The following is a 26154-nucleotide window of genomic DNA, read 5'->3' on the forward strand; positions in this document are numbered from 1 at the left end:
GCCGAACACGACTTCCACCACCACCTCCGCCGCACCCTCACCCTCGACGGCCTCCTCGGCAGCACCCGCGACCTCACCCGCCAGGCCGGCGCCCACATCCGCCAGAACAACCACGCCCCACGCCTGGTCAACCTCTGACAGGTCGAAAAAGCCGAAGGGCCTTCTCGCGGGAACCGGAACGGTTCCCGCGAGAAGGCCCTTCGGCTTTCCGGGTGGATGCTCCGCGGAAGCCGGCGCGGGGGTTCCGGGGCCAGCCTGCTCGCCCTTTACTCTCCTTCTCGCCCTTTCGGACCGGATTCCCCCGGGATCGACCCCCGAAACGGCGAGGACGAAACGAAAGGGCGAGCAGGCTACCCGGAGCTTCGAGTGTTTTGCCCGAAAGATGGCGATCCGCACCCGTACTCTCGGCTGCGGGGCGCGCGTTACACCACCCGGTCGCGGCGCAGGGCGGCGATCTCCTCGGTCGGGTAGCCCAGCTCAGCGAGGAGGGCGTCGGTGTGCTCACCGAGGGCGGGGACCGCGCCCATCGGGGGCGTCCACTCGGCGGCGATCGGCGGGGGCAGCAGCGCCTGGACGGTGCCGGTGGGGGTCGAGACCTCCTGCCAGCGGTCGCGTTCACGCAGGTGCGGGTGGTCCAGGACGTCCTGGACACCGTTGAGGCGGGCGTTGCCGAGCTCGGCGTTGTCCAGGATCTCCTGGGCCTCCACGAGGGTGACGCTCTTCGACCAGGCGATGATCACCTCGTCGAGGCGGGCGCGTTCGCGCACCCGGTCGGCGTTGCCGGCGAAGGCCGGGTCGTCCGCCAGGTCGGGCCGGTCGAGGACGGTGCGGGCCAGCCGCTGCCATTCCCGGTCGTTGGTGGTGCCGAGGACGACGGTCTGGCCGTCCGCCGTCGGGTAGGCGCCGTAGGGCGCGACGGCGGGCGAGCCCACCCCGGCCGGCTGCTGTTCGACACCGGTGCCCATGGTGAAGTTGAGGGAGTAGCCCATCCACTCCGTGACGACGTCGAAGAGGCTGAGCGAGATCGCCGAGCCGCGCCCGGTCTCCCGGCGGGCGTAGAGGGCCGCGAGAATCGAGCTCAGGGCGTACATCCCGGTGGCGAGGTCGATGATCGGGATGCCTGCCTTGGCCGGCCGGCCCGGCTCGCCGGTCACCGAGCACGACCCGCCCTCGGACTGCACCAGCAGGTCGTAGGCCCGCTTGTGGGACAGCGGACCGCCCTCGCCGTAGCCGGAGATGTCGACCGCGACCATCCGCGGATGGCGGGCGACCACCTGCTCGGCGGCCAGGCCGCGCCGGGCCGCCGCCCCGGGGGCGAGGTTCTGGATGAGGACGTCGGCCCGGCCCAGCAGCCGCTCGAGCGCCTCGGCTCCCCGCGGGTCGGTGAGGTTGAGGGTCAGCGACTCCTTGCCGCGGTTGACCCACACGAAGTGGGCCGCCATCCCGTTGAGCGCGCCGTCGTAGTGGCGCGCGAAGTCCCCGCCGCGCGGGTTCTCGACCTTCACCACCCGGGCGCCCATGTCCGCGAGGTGCCGGGTGGCGATCGGTGCCGCAACGGCCTGCTCGAGACCGACGACGAGCAGCCCCTCCAGCGGGCGCGGCCCGCCGCGGATGGTGCCGCCGAGGGCTCGTTCGTCCGTTGCGGTCATGGTGCCTCCCGGGATGTGCCGGCGTCGGCGGGCGACGCGCGGCTAAAGGCGGCCGGCGGGGCCGTCACGCGCCCCCGCCCGCCGCCGTCGGCTGTGTCTCGGGCCGGCAGGCCGGCTCCGTTGACCTTGTTGCGCCGGACCGGCCCGCCGAACCCTGGTCGGCCTGGCTCCGAACCGGCCCACCAGACCGGTCGGCCCTGCTCCGGGCCGGCCGGTCAGGCCTAGTCGGCCTTCTTGATCGCTGACTTCATCTGGTCCAGGTTGACCAGGACCGGCCATCCGCTGACGCTCAGCGCGTTGCCGTGCCCGGTCTGGTGGACGTCGAACACCGACTGGATCGCGGCGTAGAAGCCCTGCACGTCGAGGGTCTGGTTGACCGCGCGCTTGGCCTGCCGGAGCCCGAAGCTGGGCATCGTCGCGATGTGCTGGGCCAGCGCGCGGGTCTCGGTGTCGAGCTGGTCGCGGGGCACCACCTTGTTGACCATGCCGATCTTCTCGGCCTCGGTGGCGGTGACCGCGCGCCCGGTGAAGAGGATCTCCTTGGCCTTGCGCGGGCCGAGCTCCCAGGTGTGCCCGTGGTACTCGACACCGCCGATGCCCATGGCGACGACGGGGTCGGAGAACAGCGCGTCCTCGGCCGCGATGATCAGGTCGCACGGCCAGCACAGCAGCAGCCCGCCCGAGATGCAGCGCCCCTGCACCGCCGCGATCGACGGCTTGGGAACGTTGCGCCACCGCAGCGAGAACTCCAGGTAGCGCCGTGCCTCCAGCTCGTAGAGCATCTCCAGGGTGATTTTGTCGGGGAGCGGCTGACCGGACTTCAGGTCGTGCCCGGCGGAGAAGTGCTTCCCCTCCGCGCGCAGCACGATCACCGCCACGTCCTTGTCGGCCGCCGCCTTCGTCCACGCCGCGTCGAGCTCCTCGAGGAGCGGTCCGTTCTGCGCGTTCGCGACCTCGGGGCGGTTGAGGGTGATCGTCGCGATCCCGTCGGCGACGTCGTAGAGAATTAACAAGCCTGGCTCCTCAGCTCCGGGGCAGACCGAGCACGCGCTCGGCGACGATCGTGCGCTGGATCTCCGAGGTGCCCCCGGCGATGGTGCCGGCGAACGACCGCGCGTAGCGCTCGAACCACCCGGCGGAGAACGCCTCGAGATTGAGATGAGCGTATGGCGCGGTCATCCCGGGATGCTCGAGTGCCGCCACCCCGGCTGACTCCATCGCCTGCTCCGAGGCCTTCTGCACCGCCTCCGACCCGAGCAGCTTCAGAACGGACAGCGCGGCGACGTCCTGCTCGCCGCGCGCGGCCCGCGCCAGCGCCGCCGAACCGAGCAGCCGCAGCGCCTGGGCGTCCATGACGAGCCGTGCGTACGCGTCGCGGTCGAGCGCGTCGACGGGACGGAAGTCGCGGGCGAGCTCCTCCAGTCGCAGCGCGAAGCTCAGCCACAGCAGGGTGCGCTCGTGGCCGAGCGAGCCGTTCGCGACGTGCCAGCCGTTGTTCAGCGCGCCGACGAGGTTCTCCGCCGGCACCCGGACGTCGTCGAAGAAGACCTCGTTGAAGTCGACGTCGTCGCGGTCGATCAGGGAGCCGAAGGGCCGGCGGGTGACGCCGGGGGTGTCGGTGGGGATCAGCAGCACGCTGATGCCCTTGTGCTTGGGCGCGTCCGGGTCGGTGCGGACGAAGGTGAGCAGCACGTCCGCGTCGTGGGCGCCGGACGTCCAGATCTTCTGCCCGTTCACCACGAAGTGGTCGCCGTCGAGCACCGCCCGGGTGCGCAGCGAGGCCAGGTCGGAGCCGGCGCCGGGCTCGCTCATCCCGAGCGCCGCGGTGATCTCGACCCGCAGGATCGGCACCGCCCAGCGACGCTTCTGCTCCTCGGAGCCGAACGACAGCAGCGAGGCGGCGATGATGCCGAGCCCCTGCGGGTTGAAGCTGTGGTAGATGCGCCGGCGGTCCAGCTCCTCGAGGTGGACGTACTGCTCGAGGATGGAGGCGTTGCGCCCGCCGAACTCCGGCGGATTACCCGGCAGCAGCCAACCGGAGTCGAACAACAGCCGCTGCCAGCGCCGCGCCCACTCGGGGACGTGCGCACTGGAGTAGGCGCGCTCGCCGGTCTCGGCCTCGCTGGGCAGGTGCGCGTCCAGGAACGCCACGAACTCGGCGCGGAACTTCTCGACGTCGGCATCAAACGTGAGCTGCACGGTACTCCTCGGCGATCAGCGCCCGGTGCTCGGCGGCGCCGCCGAGCAGCAGCTCGCCCGCGACGGCCCGCTTGAGCGCGAACTGCAGGTCGTTCTCCCAGGTGAAGCCCATGGCTCCGAAAAGCTGCAGGCCGTTGCGGAACACCACCGACTGGCACTCGCCGGCGGCGGCCTTGGCCATGGAGGCGGCGAGCCGGCGGCGCGGGTCGTCGGCCGCGATCGTCAGCGCCGCGAAGTAGGCCAGCGCGCGGGCGCGTTCCAGCGCCACGTGCATGTCCACCGCCTTGTGCTTGACGGCCTGGAACGACCCGATCGGCGCACCGAACTGCTCGCGGGTGCGCACGTGGTCGAGCGTCAGCTCCAGAACACGGCGGCAGGCCCCGACGATCGTGAGGGCCAGCCCGGTGAGCGCCAGGTCCCGGGCCGCCCGTGGGTCGGCGCCCGTGCGCGCGTCGTCGCCGACCCGGACGCCGGGCAGCGAGACCTCTGCGATGTGCAGCGTGGGGTCGAAGACGTCGACCCGGGTGGCCCGCACATCAGCCGCGGGGACGACGAAGACCCCCGCGTCGGTCACGACGGCCAGCCGGTCGGCGCGGTCACCGTCGAGGACGTACCGCGAAACGCCGCTGAGGACCCAGCCGTCGCGGTCACGCCGGGCGGACACGCCGTCCAGGACGGCGCTGCCGGTCTGGCCCCCCTCTGCGCCCCCCGGGGCGAGCGGGGCGAACCAGGTCATCGTCGCCAGATAGGGGGTCGGGTCGGTCGCCCAGCCGAGCTCCTCGAGGACGATCGCCAGCTCCACGGCCTCACTGGGCTCGGTCAGCTCGGTCCAGCCGAGGTCGGCGTAGACCCGCCACAGCGGGGCGGGGTCGGCGCCCTCGTCGGCGATCCCGCGGATCAGCGCCGGCGGGCATTCCTTGACCAGGACCTCGTGGATCGTCTTCTGCCACAGCCGCTGGTCGGAGTCGAACTCAAAGAGCATCTCGCCCTCCCGGGCTCGCGTCGGCGGCGGCGCCGGCCGCGGCGGGGCGGGCGGGGGGCGCCACGGCCGGGCCTCCCGTGCCGCCACGCGGGTCAGCGAAGATCGTCACATCGGCTCCTTGAGAGCACACACTGCCCGACAACACCCCGGGGACGGCACACCTGCCGGCCCGGTGCGCGCGGAGGGACCGACGACCCCCGCCGGCCCTTCCAACATCCCAGAGTCGGTTTGCACGTGCCAGGTCACGTATGGACCACTCCTGTGGTCCTTCACGCCGAACAGGTGCGAGAATATCATTCTCATTGATCGATAGCTATGATCTCGACGGCACCGGAGTGGGTCCACCTGCTGTGTTAGCAGTATGTCTGCGCAGCAGTGCAGTACTTTCTGTACATGGCACAGAAGACGGAGCTGCCCGTGATCACGCCGACCGAAGAGCCGGCCTGGAAGCAGCGTGCCGTCGAGCGCTCGACCCGGGCGGCCAAGCTCCGGGCCGAGCAGCGTGTCGTCCAGTTCCTTGACGCGGCCCAGGCGATCATCGCCGAGAAGGGTTCGATCGACCTCACCGTGCAGGAGGTCGTCGACCGGTCACGCCAGTCGCTGCGCAGCTTCTACCAGCACTTCAGCGGCAAGCACGAGCTCCTGCTCGCCCTGTTCGAGGACGCCCTCAACGAGTCCGCCCGGCAGATCCGCGAGGCCTCCGCCGCGGAGCCCGACCCGCTGGGCCAGCTCAGGATCACCGTCCGCCTGCTGTACGAGCAGAGCCACTCCGACCGGGCCCGCCAGCAGCGGCCCCTGTTCACCGACTTCGCCCCGCAGCTGCTGGTCTCGCACCCGGCCGAGGTCAAGGTCGCGCACGCGCCGCTGCTCGCCCTGATCACCGACATGATGACGAGGGCCGCCGCGGCCGGTCAGTTGCGCCCCGATCTCAAGCCACGCCGCGCCGCCGCGATGGTGATGCAGACCGTCATGTTCCTGGCCCAGTCCAACGGGGTGTCCGAGGACGAGAACGTACATCCGATCACCGTCGAGGAAGTGTGGGATTTCTGCCTCACCGGTTTCACCGGTGGTGTGCAGACCACCTGATCGGATCCGCCTGGACACGGCCGGGCGATACGCCGCGTCGCCCGCCGCCGAGAAGGTCTTTCTCCGCGCCGTCAGGCCTTCTCGGGCAGGCCGCCGAGCAGCAGCTCGGCCGCCGCGTAGGGATCGCGCCGGCCGTTGGCCACCTCGTCGGCGAGCCGGCCGAGATCCGGGTGCTCCCGTAGGCGGGTCTGCGCCAGCGAGAGGATCTGGGCGTGCGCGCGGGCCGTCCGGCGGGCGAGGGTGTCGGCGCGGTGGTGGGCGTCGATCGCCTCGACCAGCGCGGCCAGGCCCTCCCCCTTGGACGCGACGAGGGTGAGGATCGGGGCGTCGACCTCAAGATGCAGGTCACGCACGGTCTGGTCGGCGCCGTCGCGGTCGGCCTTGTTGACGACCAGCAGGTCGGCGACCTCCAGCAGGCCCGCCTTGGCCGCCTGGACGGCGTCGCCGGCGCCCGGCGTCAGCACGACGATCGTCGGGTCGGCGACGGCGGCGATCTCGATCTCGGACTGGCCGACCCCGACCGTCTCCACCAGGACCAGGTCGTAGGCCAGGTTGGCGAGCACCCGTACGGCGGCCGGCACGGCCGCGGCGAGCCCGCCCAGGTGGCCGCGGGCGGCCAGCGAGCGGATGAGGACGTCGGGGTCGTTCGTGTGCGAGGCCATCCGGATCCGGTCGCCGAGCAGCGCCCCGCCGCTGTAGGGCGAGGACGGGTCCACGGCGAGCACCGCGACCCGCAGGCCGCGCTCCCGGTAGGCGCCGACGAGCGCGCCGATCGTGGTCGACTTGCCCGCGCCGGGCGGGCCCGTCACGCCGATCACCCGGGCGGTGGCCGGCTCGAGGGCCGCCAGCACCTGGTCACGGCCGGCGCCCTCGACCTGACTCAGCAACCGGCCGACGGCGCGCAGTGAACCAGCGCGCGCGGCGGCCACAGTCTCCAGAATGTTCACCGGGGTCCGATGTGCGGGCCGGCTGGGGACGTGCCACGGCCGGTAACGCCGGCGGCCCCGACGGAACCGACGTGTGCACCAGAACAGACGGCCCGCGAGATCCGGGGCCGCACATCGACCGAAGCGGCTGCGCTCTTGATCGTGATCGCATTCATGAGAATGTTAGTCTTCCAGATCGAAAGTGCGGCTAGCAAGAGAGGGAAACCTTAATGCAGATCAGCGGAAACTCCGCCCTCGTCGTCGGTGGAACCGGCGGCCTCGGGGAGGCCACCGTCCGCCGTCTCCACGCCGCGGGCGCGAAGGTCGTCGTGGCCGACGTCGCGGACGAGAAGGGCAAGGCGCTGGAGTCCGAGCTGGGCATCCGCTACGTCCACGTGGACGCGACCTCGGAGGAGGACATCCTCGCCGCGATCGCCGAGGCCAAGACGCTGGGCCCGCTGCGGATCTCGGTCGACACCCACGGCGGCCCGGCCGGCGGCGGTCGGCTCGTCGGCAAGGACGGCTCGCCGCACAGCCTGGACGCCTTCACGACGACCGTCACGTACTACCTGACCGCGGTGTTCAACGTGACCCGGCTGGTGGCGGCCGCCATCGCCCAGGAGGAGCCGCTCGAGGGCGGCGCCCGGGGCGTCATCGTCAACACCGCGTCGATCGCCGGCTTCGAGGGGCAGATCGGCCAGATCGCCTACTCCGCCGCCAAGGGTGGCGTCATCTCCATGACGCTGGTCGCCGCGCGTGACCTGTCGCCGCTGGGTATCCGCGTGAACGCGATCGCTCCGGGCACGATCCTGACCCCGGCCTACGGCAAGGCCGGGGAGAAGCTGGAGGCCTACTGGGGCCCGCAGGTCCCCTTCCCGAAGCGGATGGGCCAGTCGCCCGAGTACGCCTCGCTCGCCGAGCAGCTCATCACCAACGACTACCTCAACGGCGAGGTCATCCGCCTCGACGGCGCGCTGCGCTTCCCGCCGAAGTAGTCCCCGCACCGCCTCGGCGGTGGCGCGGGGAGCTGCTCCCCGCGCCACCGCCGACCGGCGGCAGGCACCCGTCCCGGGTCAGGCCTGCAGACCGATGATGCGGGTCGCGATGATGTTCTTCTGGATCTGCGACGTACCGCCCATGACGCTCTGCGAGCGGCTGTAGAGGTAGGTGCCCAGCAGCTCGGCGTCGCGAGTGCCGCCCGCGTCCAGCGACGCGTGCCCCACCGACTGCTCGACCCAGGTCATCAACAGCTTGTCCAGCGAGCCGTCCGGGCCGTGACTGAGCCCGTCGAGCTGCTCGGACAGCCGCCGGCGCACGTGCAGGCGCAGCATCTCGGTCTGCACGGCGGCCCACCGCAGCGACTCCGACGGCTCCCCGTCCAGGCGGGCCGCCAGGTTGCGCACGGTCTTTCCGTACCGCGCGGTGAAGCCCAGCGTCGAGGGCTCCCGCTCGTGGCTGACGACCGTCATGGCCAGCTTCCAGCCCTCGCCGGGCGCGCCGACCATCTGGTCGGCCGGCACCGTCGCGCCGTCGAACAGGACCTGGCCGAACTCCTTGGTCACCCCGCTGATCATCGGCAGCGGGCGCTGCTCGATGCCCGGCTGGTGCATGTTCACGATGAATCCGGAGATGCCCTTGTGCCGTGGGGCGTCCGGGTCGGTGCGGGCGAGCACGAGGCACCAGTCGGCGTCATCGGAGTAGCTCGTCCAGATCTTGTGGCCGTTGAGGACGTAGTGGTCGCCCTCCAGGGTGGCCGTCGTGGTCAGGGAGGCCAGGTCGGAGCCGGCGCCGGGCTCGCTGAAGCCCTGGCACCAGCGCTCGGTGCCGTTGATCATGCCCGGCAGGAACCGCTGCCGCAGCTCCTCGCTGCCGTGCCGGCCCAGGCCGATGACCAGGTAGCCCAGGCTCGGCCGCGCCGGCGCGCCGGCGCGGGCCAGCTCCTCGTCGACGATCACGTCGTAGACGGGTGGCAGCTCCTGGCCGCCGTACGCCTTCGGCCAGGAGGTCCCGAAGAACCCGCCCGAGTAAAGGGCCTGGTGCCACTGCGCCGCCTTGGCCCAGTACTCGTCACCCGACGTCGGGAACTTCTTCGCGTTCTCGGCGAGCCAGTCCTGCAGCCGCGTGCGGAAGGCGGCCTCCTCCGGCGAGTCACGAAAGTCCAAGGTCGATCTCCTCCAGAGAGACGGGGAACAGCGCGCCGGACGTCAGCGCGCGGCGCAGGAAGACGTGGGCGAGGCACTCCCAGGTGTTGCCGATGCCGCCGTGCACCTGGATCGACGTCTCGCAGATGGTCCGCGCGGCGCGCTCGGTGTAGACCTTCGCGAACCGGCCGGCCCGCAGCGCCTCCGCCGGATCCAGCTCGTCGACCGCCCAGGCGGCGTAGCGCAGGATGCTGACCGAGCCCTCGATCAGCGCGAGGCTCTCGGCGAGCAGGTGGGCCACCGCCTGGAACGACCCGATCGTCTTGCCGTACTGGCTGCGTACCTTCGCGTAGTCGCAGGCCAGCGCGTGCGCGCCGCGGGCGGCGCCGAGGATGTCGGCGGTGGTGACGACCAGCGCCAGCGCCTGCCAGCGCTGCGCGGCGTCCGCCGCGAGCTCGCCGACCGCCGCGACGGGCTCGGTGACGGCGGCGTTCGTCCGGGTGAGGTCGATCCCGAACACCGGCTCGCCGACGCCGGTCGTCTCGACCCGGTTGTCGACCAGGCGCAGGGCGGCGCTCAGGCCGCGGGCGTCCACCGCCTCGCCGCCGACGGCGAGCGCCACCGGCTCGGCCGCCGCGCCGGACCTGGCCTGCAGGTCGTCGGCGAGCACGGGCCCGAGGAAGGGGACGTCCACCAGGCCGCGGGCGAACTCCTCCACGACGAGGGCGACCTCGACCCCGGAGGCGCCGTCGGAGCGCAGCGAGCGCCACCCGGTGGCGGCGACCGCCTTCTCCAGCCGCGCCGCGCGGTCGGCGTCGTCGAGATCGATGACGGATCCCGGGCCGAGGTCGTCGGCCAGCCGGGCGGCCGCCTCGCGCAGCTCCCGCTGCTCAGTCGTCAGACGTACGTCCATAGCGCTCCTTGAGGACTCGCCGCAGTACCTTGCCCGAGGGCAGGCGGGGGATTTCTTCCACGAGCTCGATCCGGCGGGGCCGCTTGTAGGAGGCGAGCCGTTCGCCCACCCACGCGACGAGCTCCGCCGGGTCGACCTGGGTACTCGTCACGACGGCCGCGACGAGCACCTCGCCGTCGGCCGTGTCGGGGAGGCCGAACACGGCGCAGTCGGCGACCGCGGGGTGCGCGTGCAGCACACCCTCGACCTCGGCGGGCGCGACCTGGAAGCCGCGCACCTTGACCATCTCCTTGACCCGGTCGGTGAGCCGGAGCCACCCGTCCGCGTCGAGGTTGCCGACGTCGCCGGTGCGGTACCAGCCGTCGTCGAACGCGTCCGCCGTCGCCTCGGCGGGCAGGTAGCCGGCCATCAGCGACTCCGCGCGGGCCTGGATCTCGCCGGTCTCGCCGGGGCCGACCGGCACTCCGCTCTCCAGCGAGACCACCCGCAGCCGCACGCCCGGGACGGCCCGGCCGACGCTGTCGAGCCGGGCCCCCTCGAGCGGGTTGCAGGCGATGACCGGCAGCTCACTGGCCCCGTAGGCGGGCACCCAGCCGACGCCCGTGCGCCTGGTGACGGTCTCGGCGACGCTGGCCGTCACCGGTGTCGCGCCCCACATGATGTACCGCAGCGACGACAGGTCGAAGGACTCCAGCGTGGGGTGGGCGGCGATGGCCAGCGCGATCGGCGCGACGGCCATCTCGACGGTGATCCGGTCGGTCTCGATCGAGCGCAGCATCAGCTCGAGGTCGAACCGGCGGTGCAGCCGCATCCAGGCGCCGGTCTCCAGGGCGGTGACGATGTTGAGCAGGCCGAGGATGTGCGAGGGCGGGGTGGTGATCTGGACGCGGTCCGCGGCGGTGAGGCCGAGTGCGTCGCGCCAGTGCCCGACGGCCGCGCCGAACGAGGCCCGTGTGTGCCGGGCGGCCTTCGGCAGACCGGTCGTGCCGGAGCTGAAGACCAGCAGCGCGTCGGCGTGCGGGTCCGGTGTCGGGAACGGCCCCTCCCCCGCGCCGATCGGCTCGTCGAGGTGCCACATCGGCAGCAGCTCGGCCAGCGCGTCCTGGTCACCGACGGCATGCGCGGGCTCGGTGACGGCCAGCGCGTGCTCGATCTCGGCCCGCCGCCAGGACGGACTCAGCAGTACGATAGCCGCGCCCAGTCGCCAGACAGCCCGGACGGCCAGTACGAACTCCGGCCGGTTCGAGGCCATCAGTGCGACGCGTTCCCCAGACCGGACTCCATGTTTCGCCAATCCCGTGGCCAGCCCGTCGGTCAGCGCGTCGAGTCGCTCCAGGCTGTACCGCTGTTCCTCGAAGACGAGCGCGGGGCGGTCACTCACTGCCGCTCCTTTCGGACGGTCACGTCAACGCGGAGGCGGGCACGGGACGACGCAGGTGCTGCGGAAATTATATTCTCACTTCAGCAGAATCTTCATACCAGAAGGAGGCCGTCGATGCCGAGAGCCCCTCTGTTCCAGAGGGCGACCGTCACCCGGACCGTTCACGAGACCGCCGATGCGCGTACCTTCGTGCTCGCTCCGCGCGAGGGATCGTTCACGTACCGGGCCGGTCAGTTCGTCACCTTCCGAGTGCAGATCGACGGCGAGGAGCTCCTGCGCTCGTATTCGATGTCCAGCGCCCCGGAGACCGACTCCGAGCTCATGACCACGGTCAAGCGGGTGCCGGGCGGCCGGGTGTCGAACTGGCTGATCGACAACGTCACCGCGGGCGACGAGGTCGAGGTCACCGAGCCCAAGGGCATCTTCTGCCTCCAGGAGACCGACGTCCCCCTGCTGGGTTTCTGTGGCGGCAGTGGAATCACTCCGATCATCTCGCTGGCGAAGAGCGCGCTGTCGAACACGGACCGCACTGTCCGGCTGCTGTGCGCCGACCGCGACAAGCCGTCAATGATCTTCGAGCGGGCGCTCGCGGAGCTTGTCGAGAAGTACCCGGACCGCCTTTCCGTCGTGCGCCACCTCGACGCGGACAGCGGATTCCTCGATGACGCCGCCGTCAAGGCGTTCGTCGGCGCCGACGGCAACGCCGACTGCTACATCTGCGGCCCCGAGCCGTTCATGGATCTCGTCGAGAGCGCGTTTCCCGGGCCGGGGCGGGTCTTCGTCGAACGCTTCGGCACACCGGCCAGCACCGAGCCCGCCGGTGAGGAGGTCGAGGGAACCGTCACCATCTTCCTCGGCCGGAAGAAGATCTCCGTATCCAGGCGCGAGGGCGAGACCCTCCTCGAAAGCGCGCGGCGCGGCGGCCTCGCCCCACCGTTCTCCTGTGAATCCGGGACCTGCGCCACCTGCATCGCGAAGCTGGAGGAGGGCACCGCGACGATGCGGGTCAACGATGCCCTCACCCAGGACGAGATCGACGACGGCTACATCCTGACCTGCCAGGGAGTGCCCGACTCGGGCTCGACCGTCGTCCGTTACGAGTGATCGGGCCGGCCGCCGTGCTCGCCCAGGCGAGGCGGCGGCCCGTAGACGGGCTCGTAGCCCGCTACGCGGATCGGGCTGCCGACGAGCCGGAAGTCGCCGGCGGTCACCACGACCTCGGGGGTGGCCGCCAGTGCCTCGGGCAGCGTGCGCACCTTCGCCGCCGGCACACCCAGCCGCCGCAGCCGGTCCTCCCAGTTCGCGGCGCTGTCCGCGGCGAGGGCCGCGGTGACCACCGCGAGGACCTCCTCGCGGCGCGCCGCGCGCTCGGCCATCGTCGCGAAGCCGCTCACCCCCGCCTCGGTGGCGAACGAGCGCCAGAAGCCGTCGTGGGTGACGAACAGGGCGAGGTAGCCGTCCGCGGTCGGGAAGAGCTGGGCGGGGACGTAGTAGGAGTGCGCGCCGAAGGGCAGCCGGCGCGGCTCGACCCCGTCGTTGAGGTAGGCCGCCGCGCGGTAGTTGAGCTGGGAGAGCATCACGTCGCGCAGCGAGACCTCGAGCTGGCCGCCGCGGCCGGAGACGATCTGGGCCAGCAGCGCGACCGCGGCGGTGAGGCCGGCGGAGTTGTCCGCCGAGGAGTAGCCGGGCAGCGTCGGCGGGCCGTCCGGGTCGCCGGTGAGCGCGGCGATGCCCGTGGCGGCCTGGATCACGTAGTCGAACGCCGGGTCGTCACCCGCCGACAGGCCGAAGCCGGTCAGCGCGACGCAGACGAGCTTCTCGTTGTACTTGCGCAGGTCCTCGTAGGTCAGGCCGAACCGGCGGATCGCCGACGGCTTGAGGTTGACCAGCAGCGCGTGCGCGTCGGCGGCGAGCTCGCCGAGCCGGGCCCGGCCGTCCTCGCTGGTCAGGTCGAGGCGGATGCTGCGCTTGCCACGGTTGATGCTGGCGAAGTAGGCGTCGCTCACCTGCCGGGAGAGATCTCCGCCCGGCGGCTCGAGCTTGGTGACCTCCGCGCCGAGGTCGGCGAGCACCATCGTCGCGTACGGGCCGGCGAGGATGTGGCCGACCTCGAGGATGCGGATGCCGTCGAGCGGTCCGGCGCTCATCTCACTTCCGCCGCGAGGGCGGCGATCACTTCCCGGGTCCGGCGCTTGGACGCGACCAGCTCGTCCCGGTTCTCGCCGATGGGCAGCAGCCGCACGGAGAGGTCGGTGACCCCCGCGTCGGCGAACTGCCGGAACCGGGCGAGGATGGCCGCCTCGTCGCCGGCCGCGCACAGGTCGCCGACGCTCGTCGCGTCGCCCTGGTCGAGCAGCCGCTGGTAGTTCGGGGAGACCTCGGCCTCGCCGAGGATGCGGTTCGCCCGCTCCCGGGCCTTGTCGACCTCGGACGGCAGGCACAGGCAGACCGGGATGCCCGCCACGATCCGCGGCGCCGGGCGGCCCGCCTCCTGGGCGGCCTTGGTGATCCGGGGCGCCACGTGGTCGGCGACGGCGCGCTCGTCGGCCAGCCACAGCACCGTCCCGTCGGCGTGCTCGCCGGCGATGCGCAGCATGACCGGGCCGAGCGCGGCCACGAACACGGGCAGCGGGGCGATCGGGCCGATCTCGAGCGGGTTGTGCACCCGGAACGTGTCGTTCTCGACGTCCACCGGGCCGGGCCCGTGCAGCGCCACCTGGAGAACCTGGAGGTAGTCCCGGGTGAACGCCGCCGGCTTGTCGTAGGGCAGGCCGAGCATGTCCCGCACGATCCAGTGGTGCGAGGGCCCGACGCCCAGCGCGAGCCGCCCGCCGGTGGCCGCCTGCGCGGACAGCGTCTGGCGCGCCAGCGCCACCGGGTGCTGGGCCTGCAACGGGACGACCGCCGTCCCCAGCTCGATCCGCTCCGTGCGCGCGCCCATCAGCGAGACGGCGATCAGGGCGTCGAAGTCCGAGGGCACCTGGGGGATCCAGGCGGTGTCCATCCCCGCGCTCTCGGCCCACAACACGTCGTCGATCATCCGCCCGACCTTGCGCGCGGAGTCACCCCGCTCCGGTCCGATCATCACGCCGACCCGCACTGGACCCCTCCAGGTCTCGAATGTTTCCGATGTCTCGCTGCGCCCGTGCCCCGGATCAGGACGGGGTGGGTGTCGAGGTCAGCGCGCGGACCTCGGTGACCAGCTGCTCGAGCGGGGTGCCGGTCGGGAACACCCCGGCGGCGCCCGCCTCGAGCAGCTTGGGGACGTCCGCCGGCGGGATGGTGCCGCCGACGACGACGGCGATGTCGGCCGCGTCCGCCGCCCGCAGCGCCTCGATGGTGCGCGTGGTCAGCGCGATGTGCGCGCCGGAGAGGATGCTCAGCCCGACGACCGCGACGTCCTCCTGCAGCGCGATGGTCACGATGTCCTCGACGCGCTGCCGGATGCCGGTGAACACGACCTCGAAGCCGGCGTCGCGCAACGCCCGCGCGACGATCTTGGCCCCGCGGTCGTGCCCGTCCAGGCCGGGCTTGGCGACCAGTACCCGCGCCGGCATCAGAACACCACCGGCTGCTGGAACTCGCCCCAGACGTTCTTGAGGGTGGCGACCATCTCGCCCACTGTGCAGTAGGCGTTGGCGCAGTCGATCAGGTTGTGCATCAGGTTCCCATTCCCCTCCGCGGCGCGGGCCAGCGCGTCGAGGCTGGCCCGGACGGCCGCGGCGTCGCGCTCGCCCTTGACCTTCGCCAGCCGCTTCAGCTGCCGCTCGCGGCCTTCGGCGTCCAGTTCGTAGGTGGCGAGGTCCGGCGCGGGCTCGTCGGAGACGAACCGGTTCACGCCGACGATCGGCACCGTTCCGTTCTCGATGTCCTGGTGCAGCTTGTACGCCTCGTCGGCGATCATGCCCTGGAGATAGCCGTCCTCGATCGCGCGGACCATGCCGCCGTGCTGCTCGAGGTCGTCCATGATCTCGACGATGCGGGCCTCGGTGGCGTCGGTGAGCGCCTCGACGAAGTACGAGCCGCCGAGCGGGTCGGCGGTGCGGGTCACGCCGGTCTCGTAGGCGAGGATCTGCTGGGTGCGCAGCGCGAGCGTCGCCGACTCCTCGCTGGGCAGCGCGAACGGCTCGTCCCAGGCCGCGGTGAACATCGACTGCACGCCGCCGAGCACCGACGCCATCGCCTCGTACGCGACCCGGACGATGTTGTTCTGCGCCTGCGGCGCGTACAGCGACGCCCCGCCGGCCACGCAGCCGAAGCGGAACATCGACGCCTTGTCGGCGGTGGCGCCGTAGCGCTCCCGGACGATGGTCGCCCACCGCCGCCGGCCCGCCCGGTACTTGGCGATCTCCTCGAAGAAGTCGCCGTGGGTGTAGAAGAAGAACGACACCTGCGGCGCGAACTTCTCGATCGACAGCCGACCGCGCTCGATCACCGTGTCGCAGTAGGTGACGCCGTCGGCGAGGGTGAACGCCATCTCCTGCACCGCGTTGGCGCCGGCGTCCCGGAAGTGCGCGCCGGCGACCGAGATCGCGTTGAAGCGCGGCACCTCCTCGGCGCAGAACTCGATGGTGTCGGCGATCAGGCGCAGCGACGGCTCCGGCGGCCAGATCCACGTCCCGCGGGAGGCGTACTCCTTGAGGATGTCGTTCTGGATCGTCCCGGTCAGCTTGGCCCGGGGCACGCCGGAGCGCTCCGCGGCCGCCACGTAGAAGGCCAACAGGATCGCGGCGGTGCCGTTGATCGTGAAGCTGGTGCTGATCTTGTCCAGCGGGATGCCCTCGAAGAGCACCTCGGCGTCGGCGAGCGTGTCGACCGCGACGCCGACCCGGCCGACCTCCTCGGTCACCTCCGGGTCGTCGGAGTCGTACCCGCACTGGGTGGGCAGGTCGAGGGCCACCGACAGGCCCGTGCCGCCCTGCTCCAGCAGGTAGCGGTACCGGCTGTTGGACTCCTCGGCTGTACCGAAGCCGGAGTACTGGCGGAACGTCCACGTGCGCCCGCGGTACCCGGCGGCGTAGTTACCCCGGGTGAACGGGAAACGGCCCGGCGCGGGAGGCTCGGTGGCGCGGTCCGCCGGCCCGTACACCGGCTCCACCGGCAGGCCGGAGTTGGTCTGGACAGAATCGCTCATCGTCGCTTCGACACTTTCTGGAGACGGAACGTCGACACCGGCCGCGGCCCCGGGGCCGCGGCGCTCACCGGGTACCGACCGCGCGCCGGCTGCCGGCGGCGCGCGGGCCCCGGACACCCGGTCACCGCAGGTGGTCCTTCATCACCTTTCCCGAGGCGTTCAGCGGGAGGCTCTCGAGGAACTCCACCGTCCTCGGCACCTTGAACCCCGCCATCCTGCCCTTGCTCCAGGTGATCAGCTCGTCCGCGGTGACCGGGGCGCGCCGGACGACGAAGGCCTTGCCGACCTCGCCCATCCGCTCGTCCGGGACGCCGATGACGGCCGCCTGCGCGACCGCGGGGTGCTCGAGCAGGAACCCCTCGATCTCGGCCGGGTAGGCGTTGAAGCCCCCGACGATGAACATGTCCTTCTTGCGGCCGACGATCCGCAGGTGCCCCCGCTCGTCGAGCGTGCCGAGGTCACCGGTGTGCAGCCAGCCGTCGGGGTCGATCGCCTCGGCGGTGGCGACCGGGTCGTCGAGGTAGCCCTGCATCACCGTGTACCCGCGGACGAGCACCTCGCCGTCGTCGGCGACGGCCACCTCGACACCGTCGCAGGCGGTGCCGACCGTGGTCGCGATGTCCTCGAACGAGTCGCCCGGCCTCGACGCGGTCGCCGTCCCCGCCTCGGTGAGGCCGTAGCCGGTCATGATCGACTGAAACGGCAGCTCGTCACGCATCCGCCGGATCAGCTCGACGGGGATGTCGGCCGACCCGGTGACGGCACACCGGAGCGAGGCCAGCGCGGTCTTGTCCGGCACCGCCAGCAGCGAGTGGTAGAGCGTCGGCGGGCCGGGCAGCATCGTGATCTTCTCGCGCTCGACCAGCTCGATCAGCTTGTCGATCTCGAAGACCGCCATCGGCACGATCGTCGCGCCGCGGATGAGCGCCGCGACGAGGCCCGCCTTGTACCCGAAGTTGTGGAAGAACGGGTTCACGCAGAGGTAGCGGTCGCCCTCGCGCAGGTCGGCGAGTTCGCACCACTCCTCGTACAGCCGCAGCGTCTGCCGGTGGTTCATCATGACGCCCTTGGGACGCCCGGTCGTGCCCGAGGTGAACAGGATGTCGGCGGTCTCGTCGCCGTCCTGGCCCACCGGCCGCTCGAGCGGCGCGCCGCTCGACAGGAAGCCCGACCTGATGTCGACGGCGGGGACACAGGTGGTGCCGGCGTAGACCTGCCCGAGGAAACCCTCCTGGACCAGGACCATCCTGGCCCCGCTCCGGCGGAGGATGTCGTCGGCCTCCTCCGCCTTGTACCGGGTGTTCACCGGCACCAGAACCCCGCCGGCGGTCAGCAGCCCGAAGGCCGCGATGATCCACTCGGCGGAGTTCGGCGCCCAGATCGCGACCCGGTCACCCTTGCCCACCCCCGCCGCCGCGAACGAGCCCGCGGCGACACGGATGCGGTCGACCAGCTCGGTGTAGGTGAGGCGCAGCGCACCGTCGACGACCGCCTCGGCGTCGTCGAAGCGGTCGGCCGCGCTCAGCACCATCTCCGGGATGGTTTCCCATTTCATCCCGAGATCAGCCTGGCCAGGTTTCCGCCCATGATCAGGGCCTTCTCCTCGTCGGTGAGGTTCTTGAGCTCGTCGACGAAGCTCGCCGGGTCACCGAGGCCCTCGGGGTGCGGGAAGTCCGAGCCGAACAGCACCCGCTCGACGCCGAGCAGCTCGGCGAGGTCGGCCATGTTCTCTTCCCAGAACGGGCTGATGTGCACGTTGCGCCGCAGCACCGACACCGGCTCCTCGGCGAACTGCTGCGGGTACTTCTTGTAGACGTCCTTCAGGGTCTTGATCAGCGGGCCGACCCAGGAGGCGCCGTTCTCGACGACGGCGATCTTCAGGGTGGGGAACCGGGACAGCGCGCCATGGCAGATCAGGGCGGCCACCGAGTCCTCGATCGGACGCCACTGGCCGATCATCCGGAAGACGTCCGGCTGGAACGGCAGGAACTCCCGCTTGTTGCTCTCCCAGTCGTCGGTGTACCGGCTGTAGCCGCTGTCCGAGGAGTGCAGCGTGACCAGCAGGTCGTGCTCGACGACCTTCTCCCAGAACGGGTCGAACTCCGGCAGGCCGAACGACCGCGAGCCGCTGAACCCGGGAACCGGCGCCGGGCGGATCAGGATCGCCTTCGCCCCGCGCTCGACGACCCACTCCAGCTCCTCGATCGCCTTCTCGACGATCGGCAGCGTGATCACCGGGGTGGTGAAGATCCGGTTCTCGTAGTTGAACTGCCACGTCTCGTACAGCCACTCGTTGAGCGCGTGGATGACGATGTGGGTCAGCTCGGGGTCGTCGCTCATCCGCTCCTCGAGCAGACTCGCGAGCGTCGGGAACATCAGCGTCCGCTCGATGCCCTGCTCGTCCATGAGCTCGAGGCGGGACTTCGGCTCACGGAAGGCCGGGATCGAGCGCATCGGCTTGCCGATGATCTCCCGGTAGGACTTGCCCTCCGGGTTGCCGATGCGGAAGTAGTCCTCCTGCGCACCGGGCCGGGCGACGACCTCGAAGGTCGGATTGGGGATGTACTCGCTGATGTGACCCCGGACAGCGATCTTGGTCCGGCCGTCCACCTCGACGTACCGGATCGCGCCCTTGAACTCCTCGGGCAGGTACTTGGTGAACGCGTCCTGGGTCTCGTACAGGTGGTTGTCCGCGTCGAAGATCGGGTACGGCGGCACTCGCGTAGACATTGAGATCCTCCCTTACTGATAAGGAGAACCCTATTCTCTTCCCTGCCCAGCCGCAATGTGTCCCGATGGGTCCCCCTGACGGTCTCCCTGCGGGACGGCGCGCAGCTCCCGCCGGAGCACGACCTTCTGGATCTTACCGCTGGGTGTCCGGGGGAAGTCCTCGATCGCGCGAAGCTCCTCGGGCCACTTCTGCCGGGCCAGACCGGCCCGCGCGAAGTGCGCGCGCACCTCTTCCAGTGTGGGCAGCCCGATCCCGGGCTGCAGCCGCAGGATCGCGGCGGCGTGCTCGCCGAGCCTGACGTCGGGGGCCGCGACCACCGCGACCTCGGCGACCCCGGGCATGGTGAGCAGCACCTCCTCGACCTCGAGCGCGCTGATGTTCTCCCCGCCGCGGATGATGAAGTCCGCCTTGCGGTCGACGATCGTCAGGTAGCCGTCGGCGTCGAGGACACCGACATCGCCCGTGCGGTACCAGCCGTCGGCGTCGAAGACCTGCTCGGTCAGGGCCTCGTCGAGGTAGCCGAGGCAGAGGTCCGGGCCGCGGCTGAGGATCTCGCCGTCGGCGTCGAGCCGGATCTCCACCCCGGGCAGCGGGTCACCGTCGGTGAACAGCCGCTTCTCCGCCGGCGCGGTGTGGCGCGAGCCGGTGATCGACGGATGCTCGGTGCTGCCGTAGGACCGGAAGACGGTGATGCCGAGCTCGTCCAGCCGGGTGGTGACCGCCGCTGGGACGGACGACCCGCCCAGCCCGGCGTACTTCATCGCCGGCAGGTGCTGCTCGGGCGAAAAGCTCGGGTGGTCCAGCAGGCTCGTCACGAAGTAGGTGGCGCCGCCGCCGACGGTCAGCCCGTCGCTCACCATCAGTTCCAGGGCCCGGGCCGGGTCCCAGACGTCGGCCAGGTTGATCGGCCAGCCGTCCAGGACGGGGATCAGGAACGCGTTCAGCATGCCGATGAAGTGCCCCACCGGCGCGGCGGTGAGCTGGCGGCCGCGGTCCGGCGGGTAGAGGCCGGCGAGCTGGCGCGTCTCGAAGCCGAGGGTCTGATGGGTGTGGATGACCCCCTTGGGGTCACGGGTGGTTCCCGAGGTGAACGCGATCACCGCCGGGGCGGCCGGATCGGTGGCGATCACGCCGGGCAGCGGGGCGTCGGCGAGCAGCTCGTCGAAGTCGCGGCCGACCACGCCGACGACGGGGACGTCCCGGCTCAGGTCGGGCTGGTACTCCATCCGCCCGAAGCCCTCGGCGGTGACGAAGACCTTGGGTGAGGTCCGCTCCAGGATGTAGCCGAGCTCTTTGCGCCCGTAGAAGTGCACGACGGGAACCACAACCGCCCCGAGGAAGGAGGACGCCCAGAAGACGGCGGCCGCCTCCATCCAGTTCGGCAGCTGGAAGACGACGACGTCACCGGGGCCGACGCCGCGGGCCCGCAGCCCGGCGGCGAGCCGGCGGGCGACCTGCTCGACGTCGCGGAACGTCCCGGACCACGGCCGGACCGCCGAGTGGACGCGGAACTCCGCGTCGGGGGTCGCGTCGAGGCCGGCGGCGAGCAGGCCGCCCAGCGTCTCGGGCGTCCACCACCCTTCGTCCTCGTACCGTTTGACCAGCTCAGGTGGGATCGTGCGCATGACGCGAGCTCCGATCTCTGACGATACCTAGACTCTCTCAGGCAGAGAGGACAAGTTCCACCTCTCCCCGCGACCGACCACAACAGCGGCATCTGCGGACGGGGTGGTGGGACGGCCGCGCACGCCGCCGACAGACCCCTGCCAGCAGGCCGGAATGGTACTCTTCATTACAAAGAATCGAATTCTCGGCCGCTCGTTGGCCGTGGACCGTTCCTGAGCCGTGGAGTCGCGCCCGTGATTGATCTTGAGCTGGATGATGGGCTCGCCGTCATCACCATCGACCGGCCGGAGGCGCGCAACGCCATCTCGCTGGCGACCATGGGCGAGCTGGAGAAGGCGCTGGACGCCGCCGCGGGCGCGGGCGCGCTCGTCGTCCGGGGCGCCGGCGACCGGGCCTTCGTCTCGGGCGGCGACCTCAAGGAGCTCGCCGCACTGCGCACCGAGGACGAGGCCACCGGCATGGCGCTGCGGATGCGCCAGATCTGCGACCGGATCGCGGACTTCCCCGCCCCGGTCGTGGCCGCGCTCAACGGGCACGCGCTGGGCGGGGGCGCCGAGGTCGCGGTGGCCGCGGACATCCGGGTCGCCGCCGACGACATCAAGATCGGTTTCACCCAGTCGACCCTGGCGATCATGCCCGCCTGGGGCGGCGCCGAGCGCCTGGCGGACCTGGTCGGGCGGGGCCGGGCGCTGCTGCTCGCCGGCACCGGTGTCACCCTCGGCGCGGCCGAGGCGGAGCGGCTCGGCCTGCTCGACCGGGTCCTGCCCCGCGCCGAGTTCGACGCGGGCTGGCGCGCGCTGGCGAGGTCGCTCGCCACTCCCCCGGCCCGGGCGATCAAGTACGTCATGAGCGACGGGGTCGGCGCCGAGGAGTCGGCCCGCACCTTCGCCCGGCTGTGGGTGGCCGACGAGCACTGGGCGGCCGTCGAGCGGGCGACGAAGCGCACCCGCTGACGCTGTCGCTGTCGCGGGCGGCAGGTAGCCCGGCCGCCCGCGACGGGCGGCAGGCTCAGGTGACCGCGCCGGCGCCCTTGAGCTCGATGATGCGGTCCCAGTCCAGACCCAGCTCCATGAGGATCTCCTCGGTCTGGGCGGCGAACTCGGGGGCGGGTCCGAGCTCGGGGGCGGACACGTCGAACTGGACCGGGCTGGAGACGAGCTCGATCTCCCCGGCCGGGAGCAGGTACTCGTTCGCCCGGATCTGAGCGTCGCCGCCCACCTGCAACGAGTCCTGTACCGGGGCCCACGGCCCGGACAGCGTGGCCAGCCGCTCGGTCCACTCCGCCAGGGTGCGGGCGGCGAACGCCTCCCTGAGCAGCTTCACCGCCTCCTCGGCGTTGGCCGCGATCAGCTCGGCGGAGGCGAACCGCGGGTCGTCGGCCAGCTCCGGCCGGTCGATGTGCCGGCAGACGTCCGGCCAGTACCGGCCGGCCTGCAGCATGACCAGCGAGAGGAACCGGCCGTCGGAGGTCCGGTACAGCGCGGACAGCGGGTTGGGTGAGGCGAGCGAACCCGGCTCGGGGGCCACCAGCGGCTCGTCGAGCAGGAGCGACAGGGCGATCGACTGCCCCATCGCCCACAGCCCACTGCCCAGCAGTGAGACGTCGACGACGGACGGCTCGCCGGTGCGTTCCCGCCGGAACAGGGCCGCCGCGATCCCTCCGGCGAGGTTCGTGCCCGAGATCGTGTCCCCGTAGGCCGGACCGGGCGGCGGCGTCATGCCGTCGCGGCTGCGGGGGGTGATGCTGGCCGCGCAGGAGGCACGCGCCCAGAAGGCGGTCATGTCGAAGCCGCCCTTCTCCGACTCCACCCCGCGCGGGCCCAACGCGCTCCCGCGAGCGTAGATGATCTTCGGGTTGATCGCGCGGACGTCCTCGACGTCGATGCCGAGGCTGCGGCGCGAGCGTGGCAGGAAGCTGGTCAGGAACACGTCCGCGCGCCGGATCAGTTCCTCGAGGACCGCCTTGCCCTCCGGCTTCGACATGTCGAGGCCGAGGCTGCGCTTGCCGCGGTTCGCGTGCTCGATGTTCGGGTTCGGGCCGTCGCCGACCTTGAGATTGCCGGTCTGCTTCAGCCCGCGCTGCGGGTCGCCGGTGACGGCGTGCTCGACCTTGATGACCTCGGCGCCCCAGTCGGCGAGCACGCCGCCCGCGGACGGCACGAAGCCGTACATCGCCACCTCGAGAACCCGGATCCCCTCGAGCGGCTTCATGCGGCCGCCCGCGCGATCGTCCTGTGCTTCATGTGCTCCTCCAGCCCACGGCGCCGACTCCCGGGCACCCGCCGTCGGAGCCGGTGCGCGAACACCCGCGCGTCGTCCCGCGCGGTCGCGCCGGCCGGGTCGACGTCGCCGGGTGGTGGGGCGCGGACCGCCGCCACCTCCCGATGCCCGGAAAGGATGACTGAAAGTTACATTCTCGAGACAAGCGAATCAACCGTCCGTTCGGTGAGAACGAACCGGTGCCCCCGCCGGCGGGGGCGCTCGGCGGCCGCCGACCCGCTCGATCGCGCCCTGGCGACGTCGAGCCCAACCACGCCGCGCACCCGGGTGCCGCGTCCCGGAAACCGCGCCGCGCCGCGCGGTTATCCGAGCGCGGTGGCGAAGATCTGCGGGAGGTCGACCGTGGTGCGGATGCCCGGCGCGGCCGCGCAGACGGTGGGCACGGCGTTGACGGCACGGTTGGCGGTGTACGCGGGCGCGACCGCCGCCATGCGCTCCATCGGGATCGGGAAGCGCAGGTCGATGTCGAGGGGAGCGTCACCCTCGACGGCGACGTGCCAGCCGGTGGCGCGGATGTCCCAGTCCTGCTCGATGTCGGCGGTGCAGTACCAGGTCGCCCGGAAGCTCATGACCTCGCGGCCGCCGCGCAGGCCCGACACCGTCAGCCGCTGGGCGACCACCGTGCCCGCCTCCAGCGTGCCGGCGGCGATGTGCACCGGCTTGGCCGACGTCCCCACGTCGCCGGAGGCCTCCAGCCCGTCGAGCGGCATCCCGAGCGCGTCGGCGACGAGGTTCAGCGAGGGGCCGAAGCTGGTCTTGCCGTGGGAGAGACGGCCCTCGTCGAACTCGCCCGGTGCCTGACCGAAGCCCATCACGTCGAACAGCAGGCCCGGCGAGTCCCGCCGTGACAGGTCGGCGAACTCCGCGATGGCCAGCCGGTCGAGCCGGCGCTGGATGGAGGACAGCACCAGCGGAAGCGCCTCCGAGATGAACCCGGGGCTGCTGCCGGTGCTGTGGATGGAGCTGCCACCCTGCTCGCAGGCCGCCTCGACCTGCTTGCGCACCTCGGGGTCGATGTCCTCCAGCCGGTGGAACTCGCCGCGGGTCGTGACGATGTTCGCGCCCGAGGCGAGGATCCGGCTGACCTCGTCGACGTCGAAGTACCTGGGCATGTAGAGGACGCAGTCGGCGCCGAGCGCGAGGACCTCGTCGACGTCGGCGGTCGCGGCCACGCCGGTCGCGCCGACGCCGGCGAGGTCACCGGCGTCGCGGCCCGCCTTCTCCGCCGAGTGCACGAAGACACCGGCCAGCTCGAGGCCAGGGTGCTCGATGACGGCACGTAACGCGTACGTGCCGATGTTGCCGGTCGCCCACTGCACGACCCTGTGCTTCCCCATTGTTGTCATCCCCTCCTGGACGCCGGGACGCGCGGCCTCGGGCATGACGGCGAGCCCGACATGCCCTCGACAGCCGCGCCGGCGGCGTCGTGTGACGGCCGCTCCGGTGTGACGACGACGTTGACGGCCGCATCAGGTGACAGCTGCGTCGATGTGACAGTCGCGTCGATATGACACCGGAGTCGGTATGGCAGACGATGTGGTGCGAGCACCGGCCACCGCGCGCCGGCCGACGGAGACCAGCGCCGACACGACTCGCGCCGACAGGGTCGGCGAGGAGCCGACGAGCAGGGGTACGGGAGAACGACCAGGCCGGGGCGCCCGTACCGCCGGTCGACCGCGGAACGAGGCGCGGTCTGTGCTCTGCACCACAGCGTAGGCTCGGCCTGACACGGCCGTCAATATTGTCGCGACTACGGCCGAATTGTCATGGGCGCAGCTCGTCGTGGGTCCAACTCGTCGTGATTCATGACGCGGCTGCCACCACGGGCACCTCGACGGCCGCCATCCCAAACACTCGCGCAGGAGGATTCGTGCTGCTCAACGGAAGGTCTGTTCTGGTCACCGGCGGTGCGTCGGGCCTGGGCCTGGGTACCGTGCGGGTCCTGCTGGAGCGCGGTGCGGCGGTCACCGTCGTGGACCTGCCGTCGTCGCCGGGCAAGGACGTCGCCGCCGAGCTCGGTGTGCGTTTCGTCGCCGCGGACATCACCGACACCGAGCAGTTCGACGCGGCGCTGGACGAGGCCGAGACCGCCGGCCCGCTGCGCGCCGTCGTGCACTGCGCCGGCCGGGGCGGCGACCGCAACCGCATCCTCGACAAGCAGGGCAACGCCGGCCCGCTCGACAGCTACGCCGACGTCATCCGGATCAACCTGGTGGGCACGTACAACGTCGTGCGGCTGGCCGCGCAGCGGATGGCGAAGAACGAGGAGCTGCTCGACGGCGACCGCGGCGCGATCGTGCTGACCGCCTCCGTCGCGGCCTTCGAGGGCCAGATCGGGCAGACCGCCTACGCCAGCGCGAAGGCCGGCGTGCGCGGGATGACGATCGTCGCGGCCCGGGACCTGGCGAGCTGGGCGATCCGGGTGAACACCATCGCCCCCGGCGTGTTCGAGACCCCGATGCTGGGCCGGCTGCGCGACGACATCCGTGACGGCCTGGCCGCGGGGGTGCCGCACCCGAAGCGGCTGGGCACTCCGGCCGACTTCGGCCGCCTGGCCACCGACCTGCTCGAGAACTCCTACCTCAACGGCGAGGTCATCCGGCTCGACGGCGCCCTGCGGATGGCGCCCCGCTGACACCGCGTCGGTGCCGGCACCGCGCCGACGCGACCGGCACCTCCACCGGCCGACAAGCCGATCACCAGCTACCGAGAGAGCTCCTGGCCTCTGCGACGGCGACATGAGAGTGTCGTCACAGACGTTGCGGGGTGTTTGTGCGGCTCCGCCCGAGCGTGTCGGCGGGCCGCGGCCGGCGGCGTCCGGCGGCAGCCCGTCCCGGGGGCACCCGACACGGGCGCCGGGCTGTCCCTGGACCGACTCGAGTAGAAGCTGGTATCGACGTCAATGTTAAATACTTGTCGGCCGGCAGGAACGCCGACCGCTTCCTGGGCGGGAGGGGTTTCATGACCGCGGTGATGCAGGGTGTACGGATCCTCGAGGTCGCTGAGCACACGTTCGTACCCGCTGCGTCCGCGTTGCTGTCCGACTGGGGCGCCGACGTCATCAAGATCGAGCACGTCGAGCGCGGGGACGCGATGCGCGCGCTGG

General features: G+C 71.5%; 24 protein-coding genes and 1 pseudogene. 7 read left to right on the forward strand and 18 right to left on the reverse strand.

Annotation, left to right across the window (positions count from 1 at the left end; translation table 11 throughout):
- A pseudogene (locus tag E0504_RS54440) lies at nt 1–138 on the forward strand (acyl-CoA dehydrogenase); the annotation flags it as partial.
- Between the two features lie 284 nt (nt 139–422).
- Here the strand turns inward: E0504_RS54440 and E0504_RS31405 are convergent.
- The 4 genes from E0504_RS31405 to E0504_RS31420 form a co-directional block, all read right to left on the reverse strand.
- Complete coding sequence (locus E0504_RS31405; protein ID WP_112105790.1) at nt 423–1649, reverse strand: CaiB/BaiF CoA-transferase family protein; 1227 nt, start codon at nt 1647–1649, stop codon at nt 423–425.
- A 221-nt stretch (nt 1650–1870) separates the two neighbouring features.
- Complete coding sequence (locus E0504_RS31410; protein ID WP_112105789.1) at nt 1871–2662, reverse strand: enoyl-CoA hydratase; 792 nt, start codon at nt 2660–2662, stop codon at nt 1871–1873.
- A gap of 10 nt (nt 2663–2672) precedes the next feature.
- Nucleotides 2673–3848, reverse strand: coding sequence for an acyl-CoA dehydrogenase family protein (locus E0504_RS31415; RefSeq protein WP_020461814.1), 1176 nt, complete (start codon nt 3846–3848; stop codon nt 2673–2675).
- Nucleotides 3832–4830 carry an acyl-CoA dehydrogenase family protein gene (locus E0504_RS31420; RefSeq protein WP_112105788.1) on the reverse strand — a complete coding sequence of 333 codons (999 nt, stop codon included), beginning with the start codon at nt 4828–4830 and terminating at the stop codon, nt 3832–3834. The genes E0504_RS31415 and E0504_RS31420 overlap by 17 nt, the downstream gene beginning before the upstream one ends.
- Before the next feature lie 393 nt (nt 4831–5223).
- On the opposite strand from E0504_RS31420, the gene E0504_RS31425 reads away from it, so the two are divergent.
- On the forward strand, nt 5224–5916 hold the full coding sequence (locus E0504_RS31425) for a TetR/AcrR family transcriptional regulator (protein WP_071066759.1): 693 nt from the start codon (nt 5224–5226) through the stop codon (nt 5914–5916).
- Between the two features lie 71 nt (nt 5917–5987).
- Here E0504_RS31425 and meaB read toward each other — a convergent pair whose 3' ends face one another.
- On the reverse strand, nt 5988–6863 hold the full coding sequence (meaB, locus tag E0504_RS31430; protein ID WP_071066742.1) for a methylmalonyl Co-A mutase-associated GTPase MeaB: 876 nt from the start codon (nt 6861–6863) through the stop codon (nt 5988–5990).
- 209 nt (nt 6864–7072) lie between these two features.
- Between meaB and E0504_RS31435 the strand changes: the two genes are divergently transcribed.
- The gene (locus E0504_RS31435; RefSeq protein ID WP_071066743.1) at nt 7073–7837 is read left to right on the forward strand and encodes an SDR family NAD(P)-dependent oxidoreductase; all 765 of its coding nucleotides are present in this window, start codon (nt 7073–7075) and stop codon (nt 7835–7837) included.
- 78 nt (nt 7838–7915) lie between these two features.
- Here E0504_RS31435 and E0504_RS31440 read toward each other — a convergent pair whose 3' ends face one another.
- Genes E0504_RS31440 through E0504_RS31450 form a run of 3 tightly spaced genes read right to left on the reverse strand, consistent with a single transcriptional unit; the run spans nt 7916 to nt 11277 of the window.
- Entirely contained in the window at nt 7916–9004 is a 1089-nt protein-coding gene (locus tag E0504_RS31440) for an acyl-CoA dehydrogenase family protein (RefSeq protein WP_112105787.1), read from the reverse strand.
- Entirely contained in the window at nt 8991–9896 is a 906-nt protein-coding gene (locus E0504_RS31445; RefSeq protein ID WP_131626320.1) for an acyl-CoA dehydrogenase family protein, read from the reverse strand. Before E0504_RS31445 ends, E0504_RS31440 begins: the two co-directional genes overlap by 14 nt.
- On the reverse strand, nt 9874–11277 hold the full coding sequence (locus E0504_RS31450) for a class I adenylate-forming enzyme family protein (RefSeq protein ID WP_112105786.1): 1404 nt from the start codon (nt 11275–11277) through the stop codon (nt 9874–9876). Before E0504_RS31450 ends, E0504_RS31445 begins: the two co-directional genes overlap by 23 nt.
- A gap of 114 nt (nt 11278–11391) precedes the next feature.
- On the opposite strand from E0504_RS31450, the gene E0504_RS31455 reads away from it, so the two are divergent.
- Nucleotides 11392–12381: a ferredoxin--NADP reductase gene (locus E0504_RS31455; RefSeq protein ID WP_071066747.1), complete on the forward strand. Its 990-nt coding sequence runs from the start codon at nt 11392–11394 to the stop codon at nt 12379–12381.
- On the opposite strand, the gene E0504_RS31460 is transcribed toward E0504_RS31455, so the two are convergent.
- The 7 genes from E0504_RS31460 to E0504_RS31490 all read right to left on the reverse strand — a co-directional run bounded on the left by E0504_RS31460 (nt 12372) and on the right by E0504_RS31490 (nt 20767).
- Nucleotides 12372–13424, reverse strand: coding sequence for a CaiB/BaiF CoA-transferase family protein (locus tag E0504_RS31460; RefSeq protein WP_112105784.1), 1053 nt, complete (start codon nt 13422–13424; stop codon nt 12372–12374). The genes E0504_RS31455 and E0504_RS31460 overlap by 10 nt on opposite strands.
- The gene (locus E0504_RS31465) at nt 13421–14377 is read right to left on the reverse strand and encodes an LLM class F420-dependent oxidoreductase (RefSeq protein WP_112105783.1); all 957 of its coding nucleotides are present in this window, start codon (nt 14375–14377) and stop codon (nt 13421–13423) included. The genes E0504_RS31460 and E0504_RS31465 overlap by 4 nt, the downstream gene beginning before the upstream one ends.
- A 55-nt stretch (nt 14378–14432) precedes the next feature.
- Nucleotides 14433–14834, reverse strand: a complete 402-nt coding sequence (locus E0504_RS31470; protein ID WP_018505316.1) for a cobalamin-dependent protein — start codon at nt 14832–14834, stop codon at nt 14433–14435.
- Entirely contained in the window at nt 14834–16411 is a 1578-nt protein-coding gene (locus E0504_RS31475; RefSeq protein WP_112105782.1) for a methylmalonyl-CoA mutase family protein, read from the reverse strand. Before E0504_RS31475 ends, E0504_RS31470 begins: the two co-directional genes overlap by 1 nt.
- A gap of 121 nt (nt 16412–16532) precedes the next feature.
- Nucleotides 16533–17966 (reverse strand): FadD3 family acyl-CoA ligase, encoded by a 1434-nt coding sequence (locus tag E0504_RS31480; RefSeq protein WP_112105781.1) that lies wholly within the window; start codon nt 17964–17966, stop codon nt 16533–16535.
- Nucleotides 17963–19141, reverse strand: coding sequence for an amidohydrolase family protein (locus E0504_RS31485; RefSeq protein WP_112105780.1), 1179 nt, complete (start codon nt 19139–19141; stop codon nt 17963–17965). Before E0504_RS31485 ends, E0504_RS31480 begins: the two co-directional genes overlap by 4 nt.
- Nucleotides 19142–19171: 30 nt before the next feature.
- Entirely contained in the window at nt 19172–20767 is a 1596-nt protein-coding gene (locus E0504_RS31490) for an AMP-binding protein (RefSeq protein ID WP_131626321.1), read from the reverse strand.
- Between the two features lie 234 nt (nt 20768–21001).
- On the opposite strand from E0504_RS31490, the gene E0504_RS31495 reads away from it, so the two are divergent.
- A complete protein-coding gene (locus E0504_RS31495; protein ID WP_071066754.1) occupies nt 21002–21721 on the forward strand; it encodes an enoyl-CoA hydratase/isomerase family protein in 720 nt (239 codons plus the stop codon).
- Nucleotides 21722–21776: 55 nt separating this feature from the next.
- On the opposite strand, the gene E0504_RS31500 is transcribed toward E0504_RS31495, so the two are convergent.
- The 3 genes from E0504_RS31500 to E0504_RS31505 all read right to left on the reverse strand — a co-directional run bounded on the left by E0504_RS31500 (nt 21777) and on the right by E0504_RS31505 (nt 24385).
- Complete coding sequence (locus tag E0504_RS31500; RefSeq protein WP_112105778.1) at nt 21777–22979, reverse strand: CaiB/BaiF CoA-transferase family protein; 1203 nt, start codon at nt 22977–22979, stop codon at nt 21777–21779.
- Complete coding sequence (locus E0504_RS50600; RefSeq protein WP_157904370.1) at nt 22976–23146, reverse strand: hypothetical protein; 171 nt, start codon at nt 23144–23146, stop codon at nt 22976–22978. Before E0504_RS50600 ends, E0504_RS31500 begins: the two co-directional genes overlap by 4 nt.
- Before the next feature lie 204 nt (nt 23147–23350).
- Complete coding sequence (locus E0504_RS31505; protein WP_112105777.1) at nt 23351–24385, reverse strand: dihydrodipicolinate reductase; 1035 nt, start codon at nt 24383–24385, stop codon at nt 23351–23353.
- Between the two features lie 533 nt (nt 24386–24918).
- Between E0504_RS31505 and E0504_RS31510 the strand changes: the two genes are divergently transcribed.
- The gene (locus tag E0504_RS31510; protein WP_112105776.1) at nt 24919–25683 is read left to right on the forward strand and encodes an SDR family NAD(P)-dependent oxidoreductase; all 765 of its coding nucleotides are present in this window, start codon (nt 24919–24921) and stop codon (nt 25681–25683) included.
- A gap of 137 nt (nt 25684–25820) precedes the next feature.
- On the forward strand, nt 25821–26154 hold a 334-nt coding region (locus E0504_RS52425; RefSeq protein ID WP_243657693.1), incomplete at its 3' end, for a CoA transferase.

The sequence above is a fragment of the Parafrankia sp. BMG5.11 genome, from assembly GCF_004337455.1.